16 protein-coding genes and 3 pseudogenes are annotated in these 22,052 nt (G+C 57.8%); 12 read left to right on the forward strand and 7 right to left on the reverse strand.

Annotated elements, in window-relative coordinates:
- Positions 1-11 precede the first annotated feature (11 nt).
- Positions 12-377, forward strand: a pseudogene (locus tag CUJ84_RS39375) (TniQ family protein); the annotation flags it as partial.
- A 72-nt stretch (positions 378-449) separates the two neighbouring features.
- Positions 450-1,889, forward strand: coding sequence for a hypothetical protein (locus CUJ84_RS16930; protein WP_245457492.1), 1,440 nt, complete (start codon positions 450-452; stop codon positions 1,887-1,889).
- A gap of 196 nt (positions 1,890-2,085) precedes the next feature.
- Here the strand turns inward: CUJ84_RS16930 and CUJ84_RS16935 are convergent, their stop codons facing one another.
- Positions 2,086-3,273, reverse strand: a complete 1,188-nt coding sequence (locus tag CUJ84_RS16935) for an IS481 family transposase (RefSeq protein ID WP_425349269.1) — start codon at positions 3,271-3,273, stop codon at positions 2,086-2,088.
- 416 nt (positions 3,274-3,689) lie between these two features.
- Here CUJ84_RS16935 and CUJ84_RS16945 point away from each other — a divergent pair, with 416 nt between their 5' ends.
- Entirely contained in the window at positions 3,690-4,229 is a 540-nt protein-coding gene (locus CUJ84_RS16945; RefSeq protein WP_245457493.1) for a HEPN domain-containing protein, read from the forward strand.
- 137 nt (positions 4,230-4,366) lie between these two features.
- On the opposite strand, the gene CUJ84_RS16950 is transcribed toward CUJ84_RS16945, so the two are convergent.
- Positions 4,367-4,567 (reverse strand): hypothetical protein, encoded by a 201-nt coding sequence (locus tag CUJ84_RS16950; protein ID WP_105007064.1) that lies wholly within the window; start codon positions 4,565-4,567, stop codon positions 4,367-4,369.
- 873 nt (positions 4,568-5,440) lie between these two features.
- A complete protein-coding gene (locus CUJ84_RS16965) occupies positions 5,441-5,605 on the reverse strand; it encodes a DUF3102 domain-containing protein (protein ID WP_105007067.1) in 165 nt (54 codons plus the stop codon).
- A 740-nt stretch (positions 5,606-6,345) separates the two neighbouring features.
- On the opposite strand from CUJ84_RS16965, the gene CUJ84_RS16975 reads away from it, so the two are divergent.
- Entirely contained in the window at positions 6,346-7,722 is a 1,377-nt protein-coding gene (locus tag CUJ84_RS16975) for a DUF882 domain-containing protein (protein WP_105007069.1), read from the forward strand.
- Between the two features lie 21 nt (positions 7,723-7,743).
- Here the strand turns inward: CUJ84_RS16975 and CUJ84_RS16980 are convergent.
- Positions 7,744-7,951 (reverse strand): annotated as a pseudogene (locus CUJ84_RS16980) (ABC transporter permease); the annotation flags it as partial.
- Positions 7,952-8,430: 479 nt separating this feature from the next.
- Between CUJ84_RS16980 and glnQ the strand changes: the two are divergent.
- The 8 genes and pseudogenes from glnQ to CUJ84_RS17020 all read left to right on the forward strand — a co-directional run.
- Positions 8,431-8,505, forward strand: a pseudogene (gene glnQ, locus CUJ84_RS38805) (glutamine ABC transporter ATP-binding protein GlnQ); the annotation flags it as partial.
- Positions 8,506-8,793: 288 nt separating this feature from the next.
- Positions 8,794-9,750 (forward strand): NAD-dependent epimerase/dehydratase family protein, encoded by a 957-nt coding sequence (locus CUJ84_RS16990; RefSeq protein WP_105007070.1) that lies wholly within the window; start codon positions 8,794-8,796, stop codon positions 9,748-9,750.
- A gap of 31 nt (positions 9,751-9,781) precedes the next feature.
- Positions 9,782-11,002, forward strand: coding sequence for a glycosyltransferase family 2 protein (locus CUJ84_RS16995; protein WP_105007071.1), 1,221 nt, complete (start codon positions 9,782-9,784; stop codon positions 11,000-11,002).
- Positions 10,996-13,998 carry a trifunctional glycosyltransferase/class I SAM-dependent methyltransferase/polysaccharide deacetylase gene (locus tag CUJ84_RS17000; RefSeq protein WP_105008219.1) on the forward strand — a complete coding sequence of 1,001 codons (3,003 nt, stop codon included), beginning with the start codon at positions 10,996-10,998 and terminating at the stop codon, positions 13,996-13,998. Before CUJ84_RS16995 ends, CUJ84_RS17000 begins: the two co-directional genes overlap by 7 nt.
- Before the next feature lie 7 nt (positions 13,999-14,005).
- Positions 14,006-15,079 (forward strand): glycosyltransferase family 2 protein, encoded by a 1,074-nt coding sequence (locus CUJ84_RS17005; RefSeq protein ID WP_105007072.1) that lies wholly within the window; start codon positions 14,006-14,008, stop codon positions 15,077-15,079.
- A complete protein-coding gene (locus CUJ84_RS17010) occupies positions 15,072-16,823 on the forward strand; it encodes an ABC transporter ATP-binding protein (protein WP_105007073.1) in 1,752 nt (583 codons plus the stop codon). Before CUJ84_RS17005 ends, CUJ84_RS17010 begins: the two co-directional genes overlap by 8 nt.
- On the forward strand, positions 16,820-17,989 hold the full coding sequence (locus CUJ84_RS17015; protein WP_105007074.1) for a glycosyltransferase family 2 protein: 1,170 nt from the start codon (positions 16,820-16,822) through the stop codon (positions 17,987-17,989). Before CUJ84_RS17010 ends, CUJ84_RS17015 begins: the two co-directional genes overlap by 4 nt.
- A 1,199-nt stretch (positions 17,990-19,188) precedes the next feature.
- The gene (locus CUJ84_RS17020; protein WP_032980530.1) at positions 19,189-19,395 is read left to right on the forward strand and encodes a hypothetical protein; all 207 of its coding nucleotides are present in this window, start codon (positions 19,189-19,191) and stop codon (positions 19,393-19,395) included.
- A gap of 372 nt (positions 19,396-19,767) precedes the next feature.
- On the opposite strand, the gene CUJ84_RS17025 is transcribed toward CUJ84_RS17020, so the two are convergent.
- From CUJ84_RS17025 to CUJ84_RS17035, 3 genes are all read right to left on the reverse strand, one after another.
- Positions 19,768-20,016: a hypothetical protein gene (locus CUJ84_RS17025; RefSeq protein ID WP_027683454.1), complete on the reverse strand. Its 249-nt coding sequence runs from the start codon at positions 20,014-20,016 to the stop codon at positions 19,768-19,770.
- A 102-nt stretch (positions 20,017-20,118) separates the two neighbouring features.
- Entirely contained in the window at positions 20,119-20,826 is a 708-nt protein-coding gene (locus CUJ84_RS17030) for a TfuA-like protein (protein WP_105007075.1), read from the reverse strand.
- Entirely contained in the window at positions 20,823-22,016 is a 1,194-nt protein-coding gene (locus CUJ84_RS17035; RefSeq protein WP_105007076.1) for a YcaO-like family protein, read from the reverse strand. Before CUJ84_RS17035 ends, CUJ84_RS17030 begins: the two co-directional genes overlap by 4 nt.
- Positions 22,017-22,052: the final 36 nt, after the last annotated feature.

Here is a 22,052-nt window from a genome sequence, read left to right on the forward strand (position 1 = left end):
GGAGGTCGTCCATGCGGTTGCCAGTTTCAGTCCAACAGCGCCCAGACGAGCCACCGCTGAGTCTCGCTTCGAGACTTGCACTCGCAAACGGCTATCCATCATTGCAGTCGTTCCTCTCCTGCACGCCAACGAATATGCCGGCGGTCTACCGCGGAGACGCGGATGCGATGAGGCTGTTGTCGAAATATTCGGGTATTCCTGCGGGGGACATTTCGAGGTTCGCGATCCCCCTCGCAACCGTCGGCGACCACTGGCACCTCGGGGAGCACAAGATGCACCGTGCAATGCGCATCGGCCGTCGGCACAGGTACTGCGCCAGGTGCGTTGTCGAAGACGTAAAAATCGGTGAATCAGACCGCCCGTTTTCCAGAACTTACGTTCGAGCGTCGTGGCTGACTAAGGCGACCTCTGCCTGCACGAAACATAGGTGCAAACTGAGTGAACGACAGGTGGCCCCGCTCGAGTACGGTGACTTTTCGCGGTTCGTGGCGCGCAATTTCGAACAGATCGAACTCGCCGCGACCTCCCTCGAATGCGCGGAAGACGTCTCCTTGGACCGCTATATCGAGGGCGTCCTCGCCGGGAGGAAAACCAACGCGTTCTTGGACGGATTGCAGCCGTACGTCTGTGTAAACCTTTCGGTGCATATCGGGCGCTTCGCGAAACGGCACGCCTCGGCCAAGGACCGGGCAGCGTTCAAGGGCAAACACACGACTGCACTAGGTTTCGAGATCATCGCCCTTGGACCCGAACGGATCGAAGCCGTAATCACGTCCGCGGTGGCGTCGGTGCGCCCCATGGCCACGGAACTCAAGCGGTTTTTCGGCTCTTTGCTGAGATGGCTTAGAACCAACGCTCGCAATCCGGATTTGCGGCCGGTCATCGATCTGGTTCAAGCAATTGCGATCCGCTGCCTGCCGCTTGGTCCAGGAGACGTATTCGCAACTCGGGTGGACGCTGAACGCCGCCTGCATTCCTTGAAAACAGCCACCGCTACGTACGGCATTTTCGAAGAGAGGATTCAGACGCTGCTGACTGAGGCAGGCCTTATCAAGCCTTCCGAGCTTACCAGCGCGCAGATTTATTTTGACGCGCGCCAAGCTCACGAAGTGCTGACAGCAGCTCTCGACACCGCAACGTCGCCAGAGATGGCAAAGGCCTTGGGCTTGTCGCTGGAGGCGATGCGACTTATTCTTGTGGCCGGCCTCATCCCCTGCGTGGAGGTCCCTACTCAGGCGGATGTTCGCATCTACTACCGCGTCCGGAAGTCGGACTTCGAGGCCTTTCGCTCGACACTTTTCGAGAAAGCGCCCGTGGTAAGGATCAACTGTGGCTTGGTTACGCTGGCTTCCGCTGCGCGCAAGTGCTTGCGGCAGAGAACCGAAATCTTGCGACTGGCGCTTGACGGCAAATTGGGCTCGCTATCGAAAATTGACGATACAGGCCATCTCGCCAGCCTACTGGTAGATTGGGCCGAAGTTTACGAAAAGCTCGAAACGCAGTTGCCGCGCAACGGGTCAGACGCGCTTGATCAAAGCCATCTTCTAAACGCTCGAAAGGCAGAAAGACGTCTTGCCGCAGCCAGCGGCACCTTGCGCGAACTGATCAATCTGGGTCTCGTTGCAACTGCCAACGTCTACAATCCCAAGCGAAGCCGAGTACAGGAATATGTCCTGGCATCGTCGATTGACGAGTTCAAAAAGGAGCATGTTTCCCTCGCCCGCCTCTCCGACATTTTGGAGAAGTTTCCTGGGAAGGTCCGAGCTGACCTAGATCGAAGAGGGATCGGTTCACTCTATGAACCGACCGGTCGCAACTCTCGCTACTACCTCAAGAAGGACATCTGCTCGCTGCTTTCCAAAGAAGGCGCGGAAGCCCTTGATGCCTAACTAACCCAGCTTCGGCAACATGAAACCCACGTTGTCAGGCCCGCTCACGCGGGTCTTTTTTTGTCCCTCTGAAATGGCGGACAAATCTATCGGAACATAACTCCCTCAAGCTTGCACCACCGTTCGTTTTGCCCCATTGATATTGCTACGTTTTTTTGGGCCCCGCGGACAAACCTACGGCGCAAGATCATACGGTTTATTCCTGAGACATAGGTAACACTTTTGGACCGAAAGGGTTCGGCAAAGGTTCAAGCCTGCATGTCTCATCATCGAAGTATCCCAGATCGTAATCCATAAAGCTTGTAAGCCAGATATGGTCTTCGACCTGTTTGATGCCGACGGCCTGACCGGCGAAGACCAGACTGAGATTGATCTTCTTCCGCTTGTAGCAGATGCGTCCGCATGTTGTGACGGTGACTGTCTGGTCGTGGAGCGGGTAGTCGAGATCGGGTAGGCCGCGGTAGGCGCGCGGTGAAGCGTCGTAGCATTCTGCCGGGCAGGCCATGTTGAGCGCCTGGTGGGGCCGCTCGGTGTTGAACTCCTCGACGAAGTCGTCGAAGCGGGCTTGCTGCTGCAGGAAATTGTCTCCGGCCGGCTTGGTTGTCTCAAGTTTCAGTGTCAGATGCATGCGCTCGTGGCGGCCGTTCTGCTGCGGATGGCCGGGCTTGATGCGCTCGATGTCGATACCGAGCCTGAGCCACCAGACGGCGAGCCGCGACAGATTGAACAGTCCGTTGGGGCTGGCGAAAGGCACTCCGTTGTCGGTTCTGATCGCCTTGGGCAGGCCGAACTCCTTGAAGACGCGTTCGAAAACGGTAAAGGCGTAGACTTCCTTGGTCGTGTGCAACGCTTCGCAGGCCAAAAGATAGCGGCTGGCGAAGTCGGTGATCGTCAATGGGTAGCAATAGCGCTTATCGGCAAGCATGAACTCGCCTTTGTAATCGGCGCACCACAGGTCGTTGGGCAGCCCTGGATTGGAGAGGGCTGTTCCTTCAGCCCTGTTGCGCCGCCGCCTACCGTGCTTGACCAGGCCGTTGCGGTCGAGGACGGCATGCACGGTTGAGATCGCCGGTGTGTGAACATCCGGATATAGCCGCGCCAGCCGCTCCCTGATCTTTGGTGCGCCCCAGTTGGGCTTGTCCTGCTTGGTCCGCACAATCAGCTTCTCGATTTGGAAAGGAAGCTGATTGGCGTGCCGGTAAGGCCGTCGCGATCGATCTGTCAGTCCTTCCAGACCGCTGTCGTTATAGCGGCTGATGATCTTGTGACCGGTCTTGCGGGAGATGCCGAATTCGCGGCACAGCGCCGCTATCTTCTCGCCATCCAGAACCCGCGCAACGAATTTGAGACGCTCGTCCATGCGGTTGCATTCCTGCCACGGCACCTTCGCTCTCCTCGCAAAGGCAAAAAGTGTAACCCATGTCTCCGGTATGAACTGTCACCCCTCTCTCGGGAAGGACACTCCATGTGAGGGTGCGCTCATCGTTGCTATAGTTGCAGTCGTGGCGTTTTTCGGCTGGTCAACTTCCCGCGCAGAGCAAGAAAACGGCAACTGCAGCATGCTGATCATCGAGAAGAAGATAGAGCTGGTTACGCGGGCGACCGAATACCGCCGAGCCTGCATGGCGTCCAAGGGCTGTGGCATGCAACCTAGCTGCTATGTCGAAAGCTACAGTGGTGCGTCGTGTTTCATCCCGAGGTGGATGTTCTGGGTCAATAAGGTCTGACGCAAGGGATTGCTGCGCTGGTAGCCGTGCGCGGCGTTTGGCCGTAGCTCCGGTTCAGCGGGGGACTTCACCTTTGGGCGATATTGACTCCGACCTGCATCGTGCCAACCTGCACCAATACGTTGGAAACAAAGGGGAGGTTCTTGTCTTGGATGCAGCATACCCTGGGGATACAGCAAGCGTTCACGATATTCTCAAGCTGGCATCGCATTACCGAACGGCCGCGACTTTGCTTGGGGAATGCTCTCCTCGGGGCAAACCGCCGTCGCACGCTCCGCGCCGGTTTCTGGCCCTCCACTCGATCGAGCTCTACCTGAATGCGTTTCTGCTCGCCAAAGGGCGTGACCCTAAGATGATCCGCGGCCTTCAACACGACATTGGCGAGCGATCGCGATGGGCGAAGGAAGCGGGCTTAATCTTCCGAAAGCGAACGGAGGAACACTTGGCCACGCTGTCCTCCAACAGGGAATATCTCGTCACAAGATACGATCCGGCCGCCACGCTATCGCAGGTCAACCGAGTGATGGCAACGCTCGAAGAGTTGTCGCAGAAGGTGCGGAAGGTCGTAGAGGGCGCTGCGCCACTGCAGCAGAGAGCCAGCGGCAAAGGCTGATGAAGCCGTTCAGCGAACAGGCTTTAATCCAGAAGAGAAAAAGGTTCTCCCGGCTACCACCCGTTAGCTTCGCGTTGGCGCTCGTCGACCGCTCGGCGCATGGCGTCCTCGCGACTGCATTCATACTTTTCCATGTATTAGCTCACTAGAGACTGCCGGCGGCCTTCGTCCATGATGGCAAAAACGTTCCTGAATTGCCGATCGACATCTGATTTGGTTTTGGTTGGTCGCCTGCCAATGAGCTTAGACACCGCGAAGTACGCCAGCGATCCGACAACGATCCCGACCAACAGCCCGAGAACCGTTTCCTGATCGAGGAAATCACTCAGAAAAGCCATTGGCGCCCTCCTTGGTTTCTTCTCAGAATGACCGAGAGCGCAATGAAATCAAATACTCCGTTTGGACGACATCCCTAATCCTTGACCGCAACCTGCGCTGTGAGACCTTGAACCCGGAGTCCATGAGCGGAAGGGGGAAGGCAATGAGTGGGTTTACAGATGAAGAACGGGCGGCGGAGATGAAGCGGCGCGACGATGCGATTAGATTGGAAGAGGCAAGAAGAACAGCAGCGTGGCGTCGTGCCGAACTTGTCGAACTGGAGCAGGCAGACACCAGGTGCCTCCATTGTGGCAGGCCGATGCGATGGTGGGAGGCCACGAGCCCCGAAACTCCTTTGTGCGACATCTGCCTCTGAGGACACTCAACCTGTGGAGAAGTCGATAGGCACAGGATGACTATTCATTTCCTAAAGGCAGTGCTGGTCGTCGTTTGCGGTTTCCTTCCCGGATGCTGGCAATTCGAGTGCTATCCCCCATGCCTCCGCTGCTACGCGATTTGCGGGCTTCGGAAGGCTGGTGGACCAACGGGTGCCCTCTTCTCGACGACCGCTTCTCTCGTCACTATCGGAGAGACAATGAAGCCGTCTCGCCGGAGCTTACAGGACGAATGCGAGTGCGGTTTCCGCCAGGTGGTGATGCGGCGGCTTTGGAACGATACCTGCTGGCAGAGGGATTCCAGATTTCTTCACCTTGTGGTGAGCGTGCTCCAAGAGTCCGTCAAGCTCAGTTTCACCAAGAGGGTTGCCCATACCCGATGAATGCCAAAATAGCTTGGGAAAGAGCGGATGACGGAAAATTGGCCTGGATTAAAGGTCACGTCTTTTACAAATATCCCTAGGCCCAACGCCAAAGAGAGTCAGCGCCGACAGATCGTCATGCCGCCGATCGTTCCTGCTGGCCTGCCTCCCGTGCAAGGCGCATATAGCGCTGGGCTTTGATGTAGCTGAGACCGGATTTGTCCCGGACCCACGGCATGAAATGCCCATGCGGCAATTCGGCCTTAATGGCGAGGAGCTTCCTGCCGAGGTCGATGGCCATGTCTCGTTTGCATACCAGCGAGCGCGGCCAACCTCGGGCACTTTGTTCTTGATCGAGATCGCCGTGTCCTGCGATGCCATGCGCTCTTGTGCGAAGGCAGTGAGCCGATAATAGATGGCGCCAGCAAGGGCATGGCGCTGATGGCTGAAGCCGCGGAGTTGATTGATGGTCGCCATGATCGGCTCGAGCGACGATCCCTTACCTGGCAAAGCGGAACCTTATCGAAACGGTCCAGGTACGGAACCAACGAACGACGAGGTTGCAGGATTGCGTGACGGTCTCATCGCTCGACGCCTTCAGGGATGCTCATGTGCCAATCGCCGAAATCGCGAATGAGAATGGGAGCCATCCAATCGTCATCCTTGACGTGCTCGCGAAAGCGGGTGGGCATCCAATCTGCAACGGTTGCGGTAGCAACGTTACGCGGTTTTTCCGGAAGGCAGATCTGATCGACGTACCGATCAGAATTCCAATTTTCGCGAAGCCTTGATCGCCTCCGAGCGACAGTCTGGCCCGCCTCTGTCGGGATCTTTATTGCCTGATTTCGAGTGCCGATTGAGGTGTTTCGTGCAGGATCATACACCGAAGTCCCTCTCCACGGCATCAACACCTCCCGCAAAGCGAAACTTTCTCCGAGCCTCCGCATCCGCTCGTTAGCAATTTATTGACCATAAGCTGGCTTAACTGGGCGTGATGGATGCGGAGTTCCGCCCGTCGTCGAGTGTTTGGTGTGGGCGGGATTGTTCGTGTTGAAGTATCCAGTGCAAGGATTGTCGGGCGCAGCCCTGGGCGGAATTGCCAGGCTCCTGTCGCGTGCGGAACGCTTCGCAGCGCAGTCCATTCTGCCCGCTCTGTTTGCGCTGCCGGCACTTATCGGTTCTGCATCATTTGCCTCCGCGGAAGATCGGGCCCTGAAGCTGTTCTTTACCCATACGGGCGAGAGGGCGACGATCACCTACAAACGGGACGGAAAGTTCGATCCGAAGGGCCTCGCCCAGATCAATCGGTTTCTGCGCGACTGGCGAAGGAACGAGCCGACCCGGATGGATCCCCGGCTGCTCGACCTGGTCTGGGAGGTGTACAAGCGCAGCGGCAGCAAGGACTACATCCACATCGTCTCCGCCTATCGTTCTCCGACCACCAACAACATGCTCCGCAACCGCTCGCGCAGCACGGGCGTCGCCAAGAAGAGCCAGCACATGCTGGGCAAGGCGATGGATTTCTACGTTCCCGGCGTGAAGCTTTCGACGCTGCGTGCGCTTGCCATGCAGATGCAGGTTGGCGGTGTCGGATATTATCCGACCTCAGGATCGCCCTTCGTGCATCTCGACGTCGGCAACGTCAGGGCTTGGCCCCGCATGTCCCGGCAAGAACTCGCGCGACTATTCCCGAATGGACAGACGATGCATCTCCCGGCCGATGGCCGGCCGCTGCCGGGATACAATCAAGCGATTGCGAACTACAAGAAGCGCGTCGGCCCCACCTCGATCCAGATTGCCAGCACCGCGGGAGAAGACGAAGACGGAGGAGCGTCGACCACGTCAAGTCGCGATACCACAGACAATAAACTCGTGACGGCGCTTCTGCCCGCGCCCCGAAGCCGAGCGTTGAATGCGCTGGCGCTGCAGACCGGCGCGGCCGAGCGGGATGACAAGCGGTCCGCTCCAGATGTTTCATCTTTGCCGATTCCGATACCGGCGATGCGGCCAATCACCCTCGAGCATGACGCGAGCGCGGACGACAAACTGGAGACTGCATCGATCGGCCCAATTGATGTCCTTCCGGACAGGCCGGCGCCTGCATTGCCGGCCTACGCCCGCTTCGAACCCCTCCGTGTTGCACACCAGGCCTCCAAGCAGGGCGCTGATATGATCGCCTCCCTGCCCATGACCGCTTCCTGGGAAGAAGCAAATTTCTTTGGATCGACGTCCGACGCGGCGCTGATGAAATGGGCGTTGCATTCTCCTGGCGAGGTGATGGGATTGAACGCGCCTCGCGTTTCCCCGCGCACGGTTCATCGTGAGGTCAATGCAGCGACAGCAGGTAAGGATATCATTCCGGTCGCCGCCACAGACCTGTTCGATGCGAGCCGGTTTGCATCGCCCCCGGAGGGCTGACCTCAATCATCAAGGCTTGATGCGCTGCACGAAGCCGGTCAGAAGCGCCAGAACGACCATGTGAGAACCGGGTTGGCGGTCCCGAGAAACCAGGCGCCGCCGCCCGGCGCCAGAAGCCTGTCGTGGTCGGGACCAAACTGGAAGACGGCGTCGTCGTTCGAGGCGACCATCGTGAGGCTGCGCGCCACCAACAGCCGAGCATCACCACGACGGCGGGAAATTCCATATATCAGCGTAGAATAGAGGGCGGCACTGCGGCCAACCAGCATTTTTTAGCAACTCCTAAAAAATCACCCCGCTTTACAGGCAGTGCTCGCGCATCGGTTCGAAAATCGGATTCGATTTTCCGAAACAATGAGGTTGATTCAATATGTTAATCCGCTATCTCCGCGCCTGAAAAAGACGCGTGGACGCCGTAGTCTGGATAGTCGAACGACGATGACGATCATTTCCGCGCTCGGGAAAATCAGACCAAAGTCCGACCCACCCCGGACTTCGTGCCCATACAAAACCTTCGACCACTGTAATAACAATAATATATTCTCAAGTAACGAGGCGAGGCGATGTGAGAAACTGGATCGACTTCATTGGATCGCATTTATGTGACGCCTTCTACTTGGAAAATGATACCCAGAAACTGGTTGTTGTTGACAATTTTTGCACCGGACCTTTCAAAAATATTGCACATATTCGGGATGCCCGTTTCCACCGAGCGACATGCTTTTCGATGAGCCAACCTCAGCTCTGGATCCGGAACTCGTTGGAGAGGCTCTCGATACCATGCCGATTCCTTCGATCGAACCGCAAATGGTGGGGGGCCTCTCATGGAACGGATAGTCGAGATCGGGCAGGTCGTGATGATCGCGCGACATCATCTGTAGCATCCGGTCCGGCGCGGCCGCTCGTTATCGAGCGCGGCATCGGCAGCGACACGAATCACCTTAAAGTAGGTAAATTTAACGATTAACATTAATAGGCGAGTATTTCTTAGAACCCTTCTAAGTAACTGTCACGAATTACAGGTGGTGCTAATAAACGGGCACCTTATCTCAAGTCACAAGGCGCAAAGCAATGAAGAGCGTATTGATTTCTGGCGGAGCTGGGTTCATCGGATCGCACTTGTGTGATCGACTTTTGCTGAGGACGGACATTCAGAAGCTGGTCGTTGTTGATAACCTCTGGACCGGGCTTTTCGAAAATATCGCGCACATCAGGGACCCCCGTTTCCACTTCGTGAAATCCGACGTCGAGACGCTGCAGACCTCGGATAAATTCGACGAAATCTATCATCTCGCATCCCCTGCATCGCCGCCGTGGTACATGAAGGAACCGAAGAGGACGATCTCCGCCAATCTTCTCGGGGCATTCCGGTTGCTCGACTTGCTGAAGAAGGGCGGACGTTTCGGTTTCACCTCTTCTTCCGAAGTCTATGGCGATCCTCTGGTGTCGCCGCAGCCGGAATCCTACAAAGGCCAGGTCGACTGCACCGGACCGCGCTCGTCCTACGACGAGAGCAAAAGGTGCACGGAGTCGCTGCTGTTCGAGATGCAGCGTACCCAGGGGCTCGACGTCAAGATCGTCCGCCCCTTCAACATCTACGGTCCCCGGACACGTTCCGACGATGGTCGCGCGGTCTCCAACTTCATCACCCAGGCGCTCTCGGGCCGCCCGATTACCGTGTTCGGCGACGGCCTTCAGTCACGCAGCTGGGGCTATGTCGATGACGTTGTCGATGGTTTCGCACGATATTTCTGGATGAATAAAACCGACTATAAGGGGCCTCTGAACGTCGGCAATGATCGCGAGATTTCGGTTCTCGAAGTCGCGCAATATGTCTCCAGACTCGTTGGCGGCGTGCCGATCGTCTTCGAGCCGTCACCGCCGCAGGACCCCACGAACAGACGGCCTGATTTGACCAACGCGCACTATGTCATGCCCGAGTGGTCGTGCAAAATCACCTACGAACAGGGCGTGGCGATGACGCTCGATTGGTTCAGGGACCAAATGAAGGCGCACGCTGCAGAATAAACCATAATGACTTTCGAGACTCGCGTCCTGGGTGCAGGTGGCGTATGTTCACGGTGCGATTGAGAGAGTAATGATGCGAGAACCAATTCCGTCCGATCTGAAGGATATAAGTTTTCCCGTACCGATCCACTATCTCGATCTCGCCACCTCTCACCTCGATGCCGTTTCGCCCCCTGTCTCCGATGGGCTCGTGGTCTTTCTGTCGGATGGTCTTCCCGTCGGACAGGCCTATATCGACAGGCCCGAGACGGCGGCGGCACTCGCCGAGCGTGTCGTGCGACCCGAGACGCTCGAGCATGCGCGCCAAGTCGCGCAAACCCCTCAGCGCAACCGCGACGTCAGCATTCTGATTTGCACAAAGGACCGGCCGGAGGAACTACGCCGTTGCCTGGCCTCGATCCCCAAACAGTCACTCAGCCCCGTCGAAATCATCGTGGTGGATAATGCCTCTGCAGGCGAGGCAACGCGTCGCGTGGTGGAGGAATCGGGCGCCACCTATGTCCGCGAAGATCGGGTCGGGCTGGATTATGCGCGCAATGCGGCGGTTCGTGCGGCAAGAACCGAATTCGTCGCGTTTACGGACGATGACGTCGTTCTCCACGAGCGGTGGCTGGAGAACCTGATGAAGGGGTTCGATCTGCCGGAGATCGCCTGCGTAACCGGGTTGGTCCTTCCCGGAGAACTTGCAACGCCCGCACAGTTTATCTTCGAAAAGCATTGGAGTTTCGGCAGGGGCTATCTGCGGCAGGATTTCAATCAGGACTTCTATACCAGGGATACACGTTACGGCGCTCCGGTCTGGACGATAGGAGCCGGCGCAAGTCAGGCCATCCGCCGCAAGGTCTTCGACGAGATCGGCCTGTTCGATGTCCGCCTGGATATGGGCGCTGCCGGATGCTCAGGCGATTCCGAATACTGGAACCGGCTCCTCCATCATGGCCATGTCTGCCGCTACGAGCCGACGGCGGTCGCCTGGCACTTTCATCGCAAGGATATGAAGGGGCTCGCCAAACAGATCTACCAATATATGAGTGGCCATGTCGCAGCCCTGCTGGTGCAGTATCAGAACACGGGAAATAACGCCAATCTGCGGCGCATCCTGCTCTCGTTTCCGAAATATTACGCCGGAAGGGTTAAAAGACGTCTTCGCAAAGGCACGACGTCGCACGACGTCTTCCTGAAGCAGGAGATGCTCGGAAGCGTAAATGGCGCGCTCTACGTTCTGCGGCGATGGAAGAGGCCCGCATGGTGATCGCCGCGACGCCTGACATCTCATTCCTCATCCCCGCCTATAATGCAGCCGATACGCTTGCCGAATGTCTTGCCAGCCTGCAGCAGCAGTCGCGATCGAACTGGCAGGCTGTCGTGGTCGATGACGGCTCGACCGACCGCACCTGGGAGGTTCTCGAGAGCATCGCAAAAACGGACGGCCGCATTCTCCCCGCCCGTCAGCCGAATGCGGGTGCGGCCGCAGCGCGAAACCATGCCGCACGCCTCGCGGTCGCTCCCCTGCTCTGCATGCTGGATGCTGACGACTGGCTGGATCCGACCTTCATCGAGAACATGCAGCCGGTGGCGGAGGATTCATCTCCAGCAGCCATCGCCTATTGCGCCTTCCGCCGCGTCGCCCCAGACGGCAGGCTTATGCAGGTAGAACAACCTCCCATCTTGACGGGAGACGTCGCCAAGCGTGAGTTCTCCTCCTTTTGTGCACTCGCCATCCATACGGTTGTCTTTCCCAGAAGCCTTTTTGAGCTTTTGGGAGGCATGGATGAGAGCTTGCAGACCTGCGAGGACTGGGATCTTTGGCTTCGCATGGCCTTTTCCGGCGCCGAATTTCGTCGCGTCGACCAATGCCTCGCTTTCTACCGCATGAAGGCGGACTCGCTCTCCGGCGATCCAATCAAGATGGTGCGCGACGCCGTTCGCGTGACGACAAAGGCGCAGGCACTGCGGATGCAGCAAGGCTTGTCCGCCGAGGGGCCGGAGACAGGCTGGATCACGCGCCCCGTCAGCCAGCTGCGCATGCTCGCCTGGGTCGTGTCGGCCGGGCTCGATCCGAAGGCGGATATTGCAGCCCTTGCAGCGCTTCTGCCTGAGATGCCGGACGCTGCGGGCTACGAAAACTTTCTGGCCGGTGTAATCCTGCATGGCTTGCAAACCGGGCTCTCCACTGATCGGGCCGACGATCTCGTTGATGTGCTCGATAAATGGCGGCCGGCGTTCCTTTTGCTCATCCAGCTGATTGAGAAACATTCCCTGCCTGGCACTGGGCGCAAGATCATTGAGGCCGCGTCTTGGCACATATCCGCCGCAAACCCATTGCGGTCATTCACGCTCGGCAATGTCCAGGTGGTCAGTGCCGCGCTCGAAACGCTTTCGCGAATCCCCAAGGCCGAGCCAGCCGACACGCTCGTCATGCACGCCCTGTCCGGCGGACAGCACGTCGGCACCTTTGTCGGGCCGCTCTGGGGCGATCTTTCGATCCGGGCGCAGATCAGGCTGATCATGCAAGAGATGCAGGCCGAAGAGCATCTGCAAACCCCGCCCACGCTCGCCTATATCAGGTCCTGGACACGGGAGGCGTTGCGCGGCTACAGAGCCTTCGGCGGCCTCATCATCCGGAACGGTCGCCGGCGAGGACGTCTCGAACGGCTTTTGGCGCATCTCGGACGCAAGGCTCTCCTTGCCTCTGCGCCAAGCGACAAACAAGACAACGACACCCGACTGTCCGACATCCTCCGGACTCTCGAACGAGATCCAGCCCCGCTGTTTTCAAACCCCTCTGGCCCGCAGCCGGAGGAAAGAAACGCCGCTCCCCCCGCTCGCTCGGAAGAAGAGTACTGGGAACATATCTTCGAACGTCCCGATCCATGGAACTACGTCTCGGTCTACGAGCAGGTTAAATATGAGCAGACGTTGAACCTGATCCCGGAAGGGATCGAGAAGGCCCTGGAACTCGCCTGCGCCGAAGGGATTTTCACCGAAAAGCTGGCGCGAAGGGTCGGCCGGCTGACGGCCACCGATATTTCCCAGCGGGCAATAGACAGGGCGGTCGAGCGCTGCCGTGACCATCGAAACGTCGAGCTTTGCGTTCTCGATTTCGTCAGACAAGATCTCCCGCCCGAACAGGATCTCGTCGTCTGCTCCGAAGTCCTTTATTATATGAAGGATGAGGAGATGCTTGCCGCCGCCTGCCGGAAGATGGCGGCAGCGTTGAAGCCAAACGGCTATCTGATTACCGCCCATGCGCATATCCGTGAGGACGAACCCGCCCGGACGGGCTTCGACTGGGGCAATCCCTTCGGCGTCGGGACGATCAAACAGGTTCTGGCCGCACAAGCTGATCTGGCCCTGGAAGAGACGATCGAGACCGAACTCTACGCCATCCACCGGTTCCGAAAAGGCCCCGTGGCCGATCCCGTCCTGCGCATCGAGGGTCATGGAACCCCACTGGACGCGGATGTGGCGAAACACATCATCTGGGGGCCGGCTGGCGTCAACCGCGAGGTAGCATGGACAACGGAGGTCACGACCTCGGTTCCCATTCTCATGTATCACAGGATCGCGGAGGAAGGTCCCACGGCACTCCGGCGCTTCCGCACGCCGCCGGAAATCTTCCGCAAGCAGATGCAGTTCCTTCGGCGACAGGGTTTTTATACCCTAACGGCGCAGACCCTGGCGGATCTTCTGCGCAGCGGCAAGCCGATCCAGGGCCGGCCTGTCATGCTGACCTTCGACGACGCTTACCTGGATTTCCTGACGGACGCCTTCCCGATCCTTGCCGAGAATGATTTCAGCGCCGAGGTGTTCGTCGTGACCGACAAAGCCGGCGGTCGGTCGGACTGGGATTCGGCCTATGGAGAGCCTGCGCCGCTGATGTCGTGGTCGAACATTCAGGAGCTGCACCAGAAGGGCATCTGCTTCGGCTCCCACCTCGCATCCCACACACCAGCCAGTGCGATGGACAACGAGGTCTTTCTGGCCGAAGCCAAGCTGTCGCGCAATGCGCTGCAGAGCCGACTGGGCACCGCCGTGGAATCAATAGCACTCCCCTATGGCGCGACGGACTTCAGGGTTCCAGGTATTCTGGCGCATGCCGGCTACGCGGTCGGCTTCACCACACGGCCGGCGAAAGCCACCTTCTCCGATAATCTTTTCGGTCTGCCACGCCTCGAAGTCCGCGGCGATCGTCCGCTTGAAGCCTTCCCTGAACTTATGGGCCTGCCGGGAGCTTATATCGGATGACAAGACCATGACTGGCGCAACGGCCCCTCTCGTCACAATCGTCATACCGGCCTACAACGCCGAGAAGACGCTTGCCGAAACACTGAGAAGCGTCTCCAGCCAGTCCTATGACAAGCTCGAAATCCTTGTGGTCGACGACGGGTCGCGGGATAGTACGTCCGAACTTGCCAGCGACTATGGCCTGACCGATCGCCGTGTCCGGGTTCTCCGCCAGGAGAATGGAGGGGTTGCGCGCGCGCGCAACCGCGGCATCCAGGAGGCCCGCGGCCCCTATATCGCCCCGGTTGATGCCGATGACACATGGCATCCCAGCAAGATCGAGCTTCAGCTTCAGGCGCTGCGGAAATTTCCCGACGGACAGGGGGTCGCCTACAACTGGTATGCGGCGATCGACGAGAACGGCATCATTTTCGGCCATTCACGACCGGTCATGCATCAAGGAAACATCTTCGAACCTCTGCTGAGAGAAAACTTCATCGGCAATGGCAGCACACCCCTGATGCCGCGCACGGAGATTCTTCGCTGCGGCGGCTATGATGCCGGCCTGCGCGACAACGGCGCCGAGGGATGTGAAGATCTGAAACTTTATCTGGCCTTGGCCGAGACGCTGCCCTTCGCATTGGTCCCCGATTTCCTGACCGGTTATCGCTTCACCAAGGGAAACATGTCCAGCAACGCCTACCGAATGCTGAAGTCCCATACCCTGGTGATGGCCCCGATCATCGAACGTTATCCGCAGCTTGCGCGCGATATCCGGACAGCAGAGTTCAACACGGCGAGCTGGTATTTCAAGAAGGCCTTTTTCGACGCGGACTACGCACAGGTCGGCAAGCTGGCGCCGATGATGGCAAAAAAATACCTCCCGCAGTTGATCCTCCATGGCGTGCAGCAGGGCTGGCACCAGACGAAACGCCAGGGCATCCGGATGGCAAGGCATGTCCTAGGAAAGCCCTCCCGGCCAAAAAAACGCTTCGCCGCGGAGATTCCCCAAACCGGAACGGCATTCAGCGATCGTTTCACTGCCATACCTGCCGAGCAGGCGATCAGCCCGACCTCTTCACGGACGGCCGGCAATGAATAGGTTTCGACAACCAGCTTCCCCTAAACCGACAGGCGCCTACCTAGTCGTCGCGGCTCGGTTCCGTGAGCTTCGCCAACTCGTTCCCTCGTTGCGGCTCAAGATGACGGTGATGATCGTCCTGGGCATTCTCACCGGGTTCTCGGAAATGGTCGGGATCACCTTTCTGGTCAGCCTTGTCTTTCTTCTCGGGCAGGAAGGCCCGGTTTCCGGCAGCGCCGTTGCATGGCTTCCGGCGTTTTTCGGCGGCATCGACCTCAGTCTTTCGAAGCCTGTGCTGATCGGCATTCTCATCGGCTCCATCCTGTTCCGGATTTTTCTGGGATGCGCCAATTCGCTGATTGCAAGCGCGGTCAACCACCGGATTAGCGACCGCATGCGGGACCGCCTCTACGCCAAGGTCTTGACCATGCCTTTCCAGCGCTTTCAGGATTATGAGCGCAGCGACCTGATCAATGTCATTGCCACGGAATCCTACGCAGTGTCGTCGGCACATGCGAGCCTCGTCCGCCTTGGGGTCAATTTCGGCACGATCGTGATCTTCGGCGCCGGCATGCTGGTCATGGCCTGGCCGATCGCCTTGCTCGGGCTCGCCTTCGGCTTCATCCATAATTTCGCATTGGGTTTCTTTGCCGGCGCCTACCGCCGTCTCGGCGCCTCCGCCCTGGCTGCCGTCGAAGCCTTGACGCAGTTGAGCTGGACAACGCTACAGACTTTGAAGGCAGTCAAAAGCTTCGGGCTCGAAAAGCGCCATCAGCAGCTCTTCGAGACGCTTTCCGGAGAGGTGGGCCAGACCTGGCGCCGGTCGGACTGGATGGGAGCGATAACCTCGCTTCTGAGCGAAATCCTGACCTTCGGGGTCATCCTGACGATCATTCTCTCCTCGGAATTCCTGCCGGTCGATTTCAAGGCGGCGCTCTCGGCCACGATCCTTCTTTACAGGCTTCAGCCGCATATCAAGGGATTTGATTCCCAGATTCTCAGCCTTTACGAGATGGAAGCGTCCCTGCAAAACGTCCTGGCGCTGCTTTCAGAGAAGGATGACATCAAGCAGGCCTCGCAAGGGGAGAAGGTAAGCCGCCTGGCGGAGGCGATTGTCTTCCACAACGTCTCCTTCGCCTATGAGCGATCGAACGCGCCGGCGGTTCACGATCTCAGCTTCGCAATCAGAGCAGGCGAGACGACGGCTCTGACGGGGCCGAGTGGCTCCGGCAAAACCACCATCCTCAACATGATTCTCGACCTCAACCCGCCGACCCAGGGCCGGATCACGGTCGACGGCAGGGATCTGACAACCATCGACCGTTCCAGCTGGCTGCAACTGCTCTCCGTGTCGGGCCAGGACGTTGAACTGATGGAGGGCACGGTCCTCGACAACATCCGGTTTCGCCGCGATATCTCGGAGCAGGATATCCGCTGGGCCGCCGATGTGGCCTGCGCAACGGAGTTCATCAAAGATCTGCCGTATGGCTTCGATGAATGGCTGGGCGACGAGGCGATCCGGCTTTCGGGCGGGCAAAGGCAGCGCATAGGTCTGGCGCGCGCGCTGGCCAGCCGGCCTCAAATCATGCTGTTGGACGAAGCAACAAGCGCGCTCGACGAAGAGACCGAGATGCGGGTGTTTTCAGCGATGAAGGAAGACGCCGGCAGAACGCTGATTGTCGTCAGCCATCGGCCCGCTGTCGCCAGGCTGATGAAGAACCGGATCGATCTCCGCCCACCCACCCCCACATCCAAGCTCGGGTGACGGCGATGGAGATGCCAACCACATCCCGCATTCCAGTGGCCGTCATTATCCCTGCCTATAACGCCAGCCCCTACCTTGCCCACACGCTCCAGTCCGTCAGCGACCAGACCCACAAGGCTCTGGAGATCGTCATCATCGACGACGGTTCGACGGACGACACGGTCTCGATCTGTCGCCGCTTCGCCGCGGACGATCCAAGGATCCGGATTCTGTCGACCGAAAACCGTGGCGTCGCTGCCGCCCGCAATACCGGGATCGAAGCATCGAAATCCGACTATATCGCTTTCCTCGATGCGGACGACCTATGGCATCCGACCTATGTCGAAAGACTGCTTGCGGCTCTCCACCCCCTGCCGGACGCCTGGGGCGCGGTCTATGCCCTTCACCGCTTCATCGATACCGAAGGATATTGCACGAGATCCGGTTCGTCGCTGAACGCCCGGGACAGCATCCTCAACCGTCATCTCGTATTCCGCTTCGTCGGCAATGGCAGCGGCTTCATGGTTCGCCGCGCTGTCGTTGACAAGATCGGCGGCTACGATCCAAGCTATGCCAGCAGGGGGATTGGAGGATGCGAGGATTTCGATTTCGAACTCCGCACCGCTGAACATTTCAAGATCGAGACGGTGCCGTTGGGTCTGGTGGGCTATCGCTCACATTCCGCAGCAAGGTCTTCAGACAGGTCGCGGATGGCGCGATCGCTTCTGGCGGTGACCGAGCGATGTATCGCTCGCAATCCCCAGCTTCCGGCTTTTGTCGTCGGCTGCGCCCGCGCGTCGGCGCATCTTTATGCATTTTCAAAATTTGCCGCTTTGAAAGATTGGTCCAGCGCTGCGACCTCGCTCAAACACATTTATCATCATAGTCCAATGCTCGCCTCCGGCATCCTCGCCAGATTGATCCTTACAAAAGCCGACAGAGCCAAACGCAGGGCGTTGTCGAAAATCTGGCCAGCGAGGCAAAAAAAGCAAAAGAATCTCAGGAAATTCGAAGAGATCGACCCGCTTCTCCCCTTGGTCGGCGGTTGGTCTCGCTTCAGAACGAAGACATTGCTCAGCCGCTTGTCTGAGATCGATCGGTCTGGCGAATGCTCTACGGCGACCTCATTGCTCGGTCGCTATGTCGCACCGGAGAGATCGAGCACCGTCAAACATCCAAAGGTTTGACAACCCTTCCTCTCCATCAGCCTGTGACTATCTCGCTATTTTGTACTACAAATTTTTATATCGAGGTAGAATAGCAATTGCTAAAAAAGAGAGTAATCTACATAAAAAAAGAACTACCCCAATAATGATCTTCGACAATGTCGAATTTAACTGAAATCATACCTACGTACTGTGCAGGCATTCCGACTGGAGGACCCGTCACCCACCCCGGCGGGTCCTCCACTTTGCTTCTCGGCTGGTTGCACAAATGCGGTCACCGCTATCGCTGCATCAGCTTAAATAGATCTCAGTTTCGGATGACGATATTAGGCTATTGAGATTGGCTTGATGAGAAATCCCGCGTCACCAGCAAGTGAATGTCGAAATGCCGGCTTTACTTGGTCAGTATTTCTCCAAAACTCCAATTTGGTTTCGGGATATTTTTGGATACGCAATGAATTTTTAAAACGGAACGATCGTCATCAAGACGATATTATTAGAAGATAGGAATCCATAAGTATCACGACAATTATTGATCAGAACACACCCAAAGAGTATTGATTTATAAAATTTTAGTCGTCAAATAATTGATACTTGAATACAACCATTGCCTGAAATTCATAATTTTACCTTTTGATAAATTTTAGTTATTCAAGTAAATTATCACTGCCGGTTTATTAGTTCCTTCATTTCACACGCATCGGCGTTTAGCTTTCGCGCGAGGGCTGGAAATCTCCCGAACGCTATTTCCCTCCCCCGGTTCTCAACGATCCGACAACCTGCCGGCACACTGGCGATGTTGTTACGGCCGATGGCCCAATAGTATCCTGGGCCGGCCGCGCGTGGAAAAGCTGCCGATGCAATTCAACACCGCGGCACGAAAGATTAACACACTGATAAATAAAGACATTATACAATTCGATATGATCTGGACTGGCCGATTCAGCCAACAGCATTGCGACTGTCACTTCAAACGTCGGCATATGAGGCTGTACTTGCCAATGGAAATACCGACGCAAAACCCGCGGCGTCAGAAATGCCTATCCTCTTGGCGAGATATGCTTGGGCGAAGTTGGACAGTCCTGATTCAATACATCGGAGGGCCAGACCTGTGTCGAAATGGTCGCACCTCGCCCGCGAATTAACCCTTCATAAAGCATTTGCTTGCTCAACTTATAATTTGTGTCATGGTCACTGTAAGTAGCGAGGGAGCCGACCTGATGAGTGATATGGCATCGCAGATTCCGGAATTTGGTTACGATGAGCGCGTGATGATCTGCCGCAAGCAGATCGAAAAGGCGGTCTATCAGTTCATTACAAATACGAAGGTCGAGGGATGCGATCCGGCCGAAGTCGCAATGGCTATCGCAGACATTGCCGACGATTACATTCTGCTGCTGGCCCAGAAGCGCAATTTGACCCATTGAGGTCAATGGATCGGCCGTCAATCGGCCGATCGTCCGCACGATGTGTGAGACCCAAAATCGCCGCTGCTTCCCTGCCCGGAGGCAACGTCAACGAAATCGCTTAACCTTTGCGTCGAAACCATCCGAGCGATGGATGTCGAACAGTTTCCGAATAAACCGCCCAACCATTCAACAGCGCATGCGCCCGGCCCAGAAACGAACCAGGCTTCTCCCAACCTACAATTCTCGCCAGCTCACAGAACGGATTTCAATTGACCGCTCACTGGCACACCAACACATGCATAACCCCGAAAATCGATGCTGATTTTCGGGGTTATGCATGGATTTGAAGTGGTAGAGCGTTTCCAGCACGTCCGATCGGACACACGCCGGTTAATGGCTTCTCACGCTCACTTGCGGAACCGGGGAGCTCAATTCGGCCAATTCCCTGGTCAAGCCCTCCCCGACCTCCTGCTTCACCGCCTCAAGCGCAAGGTCGAGGCAATTCGTCGCAAACGGCAGTTTGACATCCTGCGCGACCTGTCGCGCATAGGCAATCATCCGCGCCAATGCAACGAGTTCGTCCAGACCGTCTTCTGCCCCTTGGTCTGCTTTTATCTTGACAACCGATGTCACGCCCATGCCCCATTTCTCCAATGAATTGAAGGATGATACGCGTCTGGACGTGATCCAGCCCGTGAAAAAAGCGTGACACAACCCTCGGTGACAATTGCCGATTTCGCTTTACAATGCAGGGCGCGTGGCGAATGAGGTTTCGTGCAGTTTCCACGGCAGATCGGCATTCGAGCGAATGTCGCCGGCGTCCTGCACGGCTTTCAATAATTCCAGGGCATCAATGCGTTTTTGATCGACGGCATTCGACAAAAGGGCCGCCAGCAGTCGCGGACGATCCGGCTCGGCCAGCCCTGCACATTGCTCGACGACCGCCCGCCACGTTCGCTTCTTGAAGAATATCGCGCTTGCGGCATCTTCGAGCTCTTGGCGCAACCCACTGGCCAGCTCTCCGCTATCCTCCATCACATCGAGCGTTGCGCTGACATTGACGAGCGGTACGGTCAGCGGCTTGCTGCCCAGTCCGCTCGGCGCGTGAGTGAGTGCGACGGCGGCATCGTCGACCAGCCGGCCGATGCGATAGTCTTCGAAAATGCGGCCGATCCCGATCATGCCGAACGGATGGCATTCGGCAGCGCGCAACGCGCCCATACTTGCCGCCCCGAGAACCCTGACGCCCAGCGAAAGAGCGTGGAGAATTTCCTTGTGCCAGACCGGCGCGGCATATTCGAAACCGCCGTCGATCAGGCCGATGACATTGGCCCCCTGTTCCACCGCAGCCAAGACATCGCCCTGCGTGGCAGGCGGCAGGACGCATATCCCCTCGCCGGCCAGCGACGCCGCATCGGGAAGACTGGGACCTGCGAAAATGATCTTCAAAATCCTATTGCCCTGGCAAGCGCCCTCGTTCCGAACCGCTGGGCGCGCTCCCCCTCCGGATTTTCGAGCTCGGGAATGACAATCTTGACGACACTGAAGGGAAGCGTGTCGTCGCTGAGGCGCACCGCGATCACCGAAGCGATCCGCCTGTTGCGTAGTCGGTCGAGCACATGCTGCAGCAAGTGGGGCAGATCCTGCTGCCCATGTCCTGCCACCCCGTCACGGCCGATGGCGGTCGCGGGCGGTGCGGCAACCGCAGCGAAGGCCTGCCGCATCAGCGGCGGCAAGCATCGAGAGAAAGTTGCGGGAGAAATATCGTCTCTGGCTCCGCTGATATAGGTCAGCCGGGATTGCACGGCCTCCGTCACCGCCCGAATGGCCGCACGCAGGGGAGACGGATGAGCGCCGGTACCCCCGGTTACCTCGACGAGGCGAATGTCCCTGTCGCCGTGAAGAGCCCGAGGGCCTGGAATAAGATCCCCAGGGCCTAGCATGGCGGTGAAACAGGGGATCTCGATGTCGCTGGTGATATCGAAGAGCCTGAGCGCCAATCCCGATGTTTCGATCTTGTCGATCAGCCCGTCCAAAGCGCCGTCCTGGAAGCCGCGGGGATCGACGCAGCCGGCATAACGATCCGCTTCCGCGCCCACCTGCCACAGCACATGGGCGTCACGCTCGATACGCTCCAGGACGCCATGAAAGATCGCCTCCTCGGCATTGTTTCCCGACGCCAGGCCGTCCGAAGACATCCAGTATCGCGCGTCCCGTGTGCGATCGAGCACCACCGCTTCAAAGGGGACATAAACCTCGTCGCCGGTCAGGATATTGATGCCGGCAACCCATTCCGTCTCCTCGTCCGGTCCGAGATCGGGTTTATGAAGAGCGGTCAGGCAGTTCAGCATGTCGGTCTTGCGCCCCATCGCCTGCAGATGGGAAGAGGTGTCGTGGATGAGATCGACGGAGGGTTCGCCGGCAACCGCCCGTTCGAGGGCTTCCATGACAGTGGATACTTTGGCGTCGATATCGGTCAGGCCCTTTCCCTGGGCAATCACGATCGAGCGGGAATTGGGAGCGTATGCGCACCAGACGGGGATTCCGATGTCGTCCAGGCCGGTATGTCGCGCAACCCTGGTAATGCCGAACCCGGCCAAAAGAGGTTCGACGCGGGAAAGGGTTTCCCGCGGCGACATAACCCTATCGGAATATACGAACCGATCCGTCAGAAT

The sequence above is a fragment of the Rhizobium leguminosarum genome, assembly GCF_002953715.1.
Lineage (GTDB): Bacteria > Pseudomonadota > Alphaproteobacteria > Rhizobiales > Rhizobiaceae > Rhizobium > Rhizobium leguminosarum_V.

Coding starts and splice junctions, on each gene's coding strand:
- CUJ84_RS17035 (WP_105007076.1), bottom strand. CDS start 22,016: ATGTCGCCGCGGGAAACCCTTTCCCGCGTCGAACCTCTTTTGGCCGGG.
- CUJ84_RS17025 (WP_027683454.1), bottom strand. CDS start 20,016: ATGGGCGTGACATCGGTTGTCAAGATAAAAGCAGACCAAGGGGCAGAA.
- CUJ84_RS17005 (WP_105007072.1), top strand. CDS start 14,006: ATGACTGGCGCAACGGCCCCTCTCGTCACAATCGTCATACCGGCCTAC.
- CUJ84_RS17020 (WP_032980530.1), top strand. CDS start 19,189: ATGAGTGATATGGCATCGCAGATTCCGGAATTTGGTTACGATGAGCGC.
- CUJ84_RS17000 (WP_105008219.1), top strand. CDS start 10,996: ATGGTGATCGCCGCGACGCCTGACATCTCATTCCTCATCCCCGCCTAT.
- CUJ84_RS16965 (WP_105007067.1), bottom strand. CDS start 5,605: ATGGCCATCGACCTCGGCAGGAAGCTCCTCGCCATTAAGGCCGAATTG.
- CUJ84_RS16950 (WP_105007064.1), bottom strand. CDS start 4,567: ATGGCTTTTCTGAGTGATTTCCTCGATCAGGAAACGGTTCTCGGGCTG.
- CUJ84_RS17010 (WP_105007073.1), top strand. CDS start 15,072: ATGAATAGGTTTCGACAACCAGCTTCCCCTAAACCGACAGGCGCCTAC.
- CUJ84_RS16990 (WP_105007070.1), top strand. CDS start 8,794: ATGAAGAGCGTATTGATTTCTGGCGGAGCTGGGTTCATCGGATCGCAC.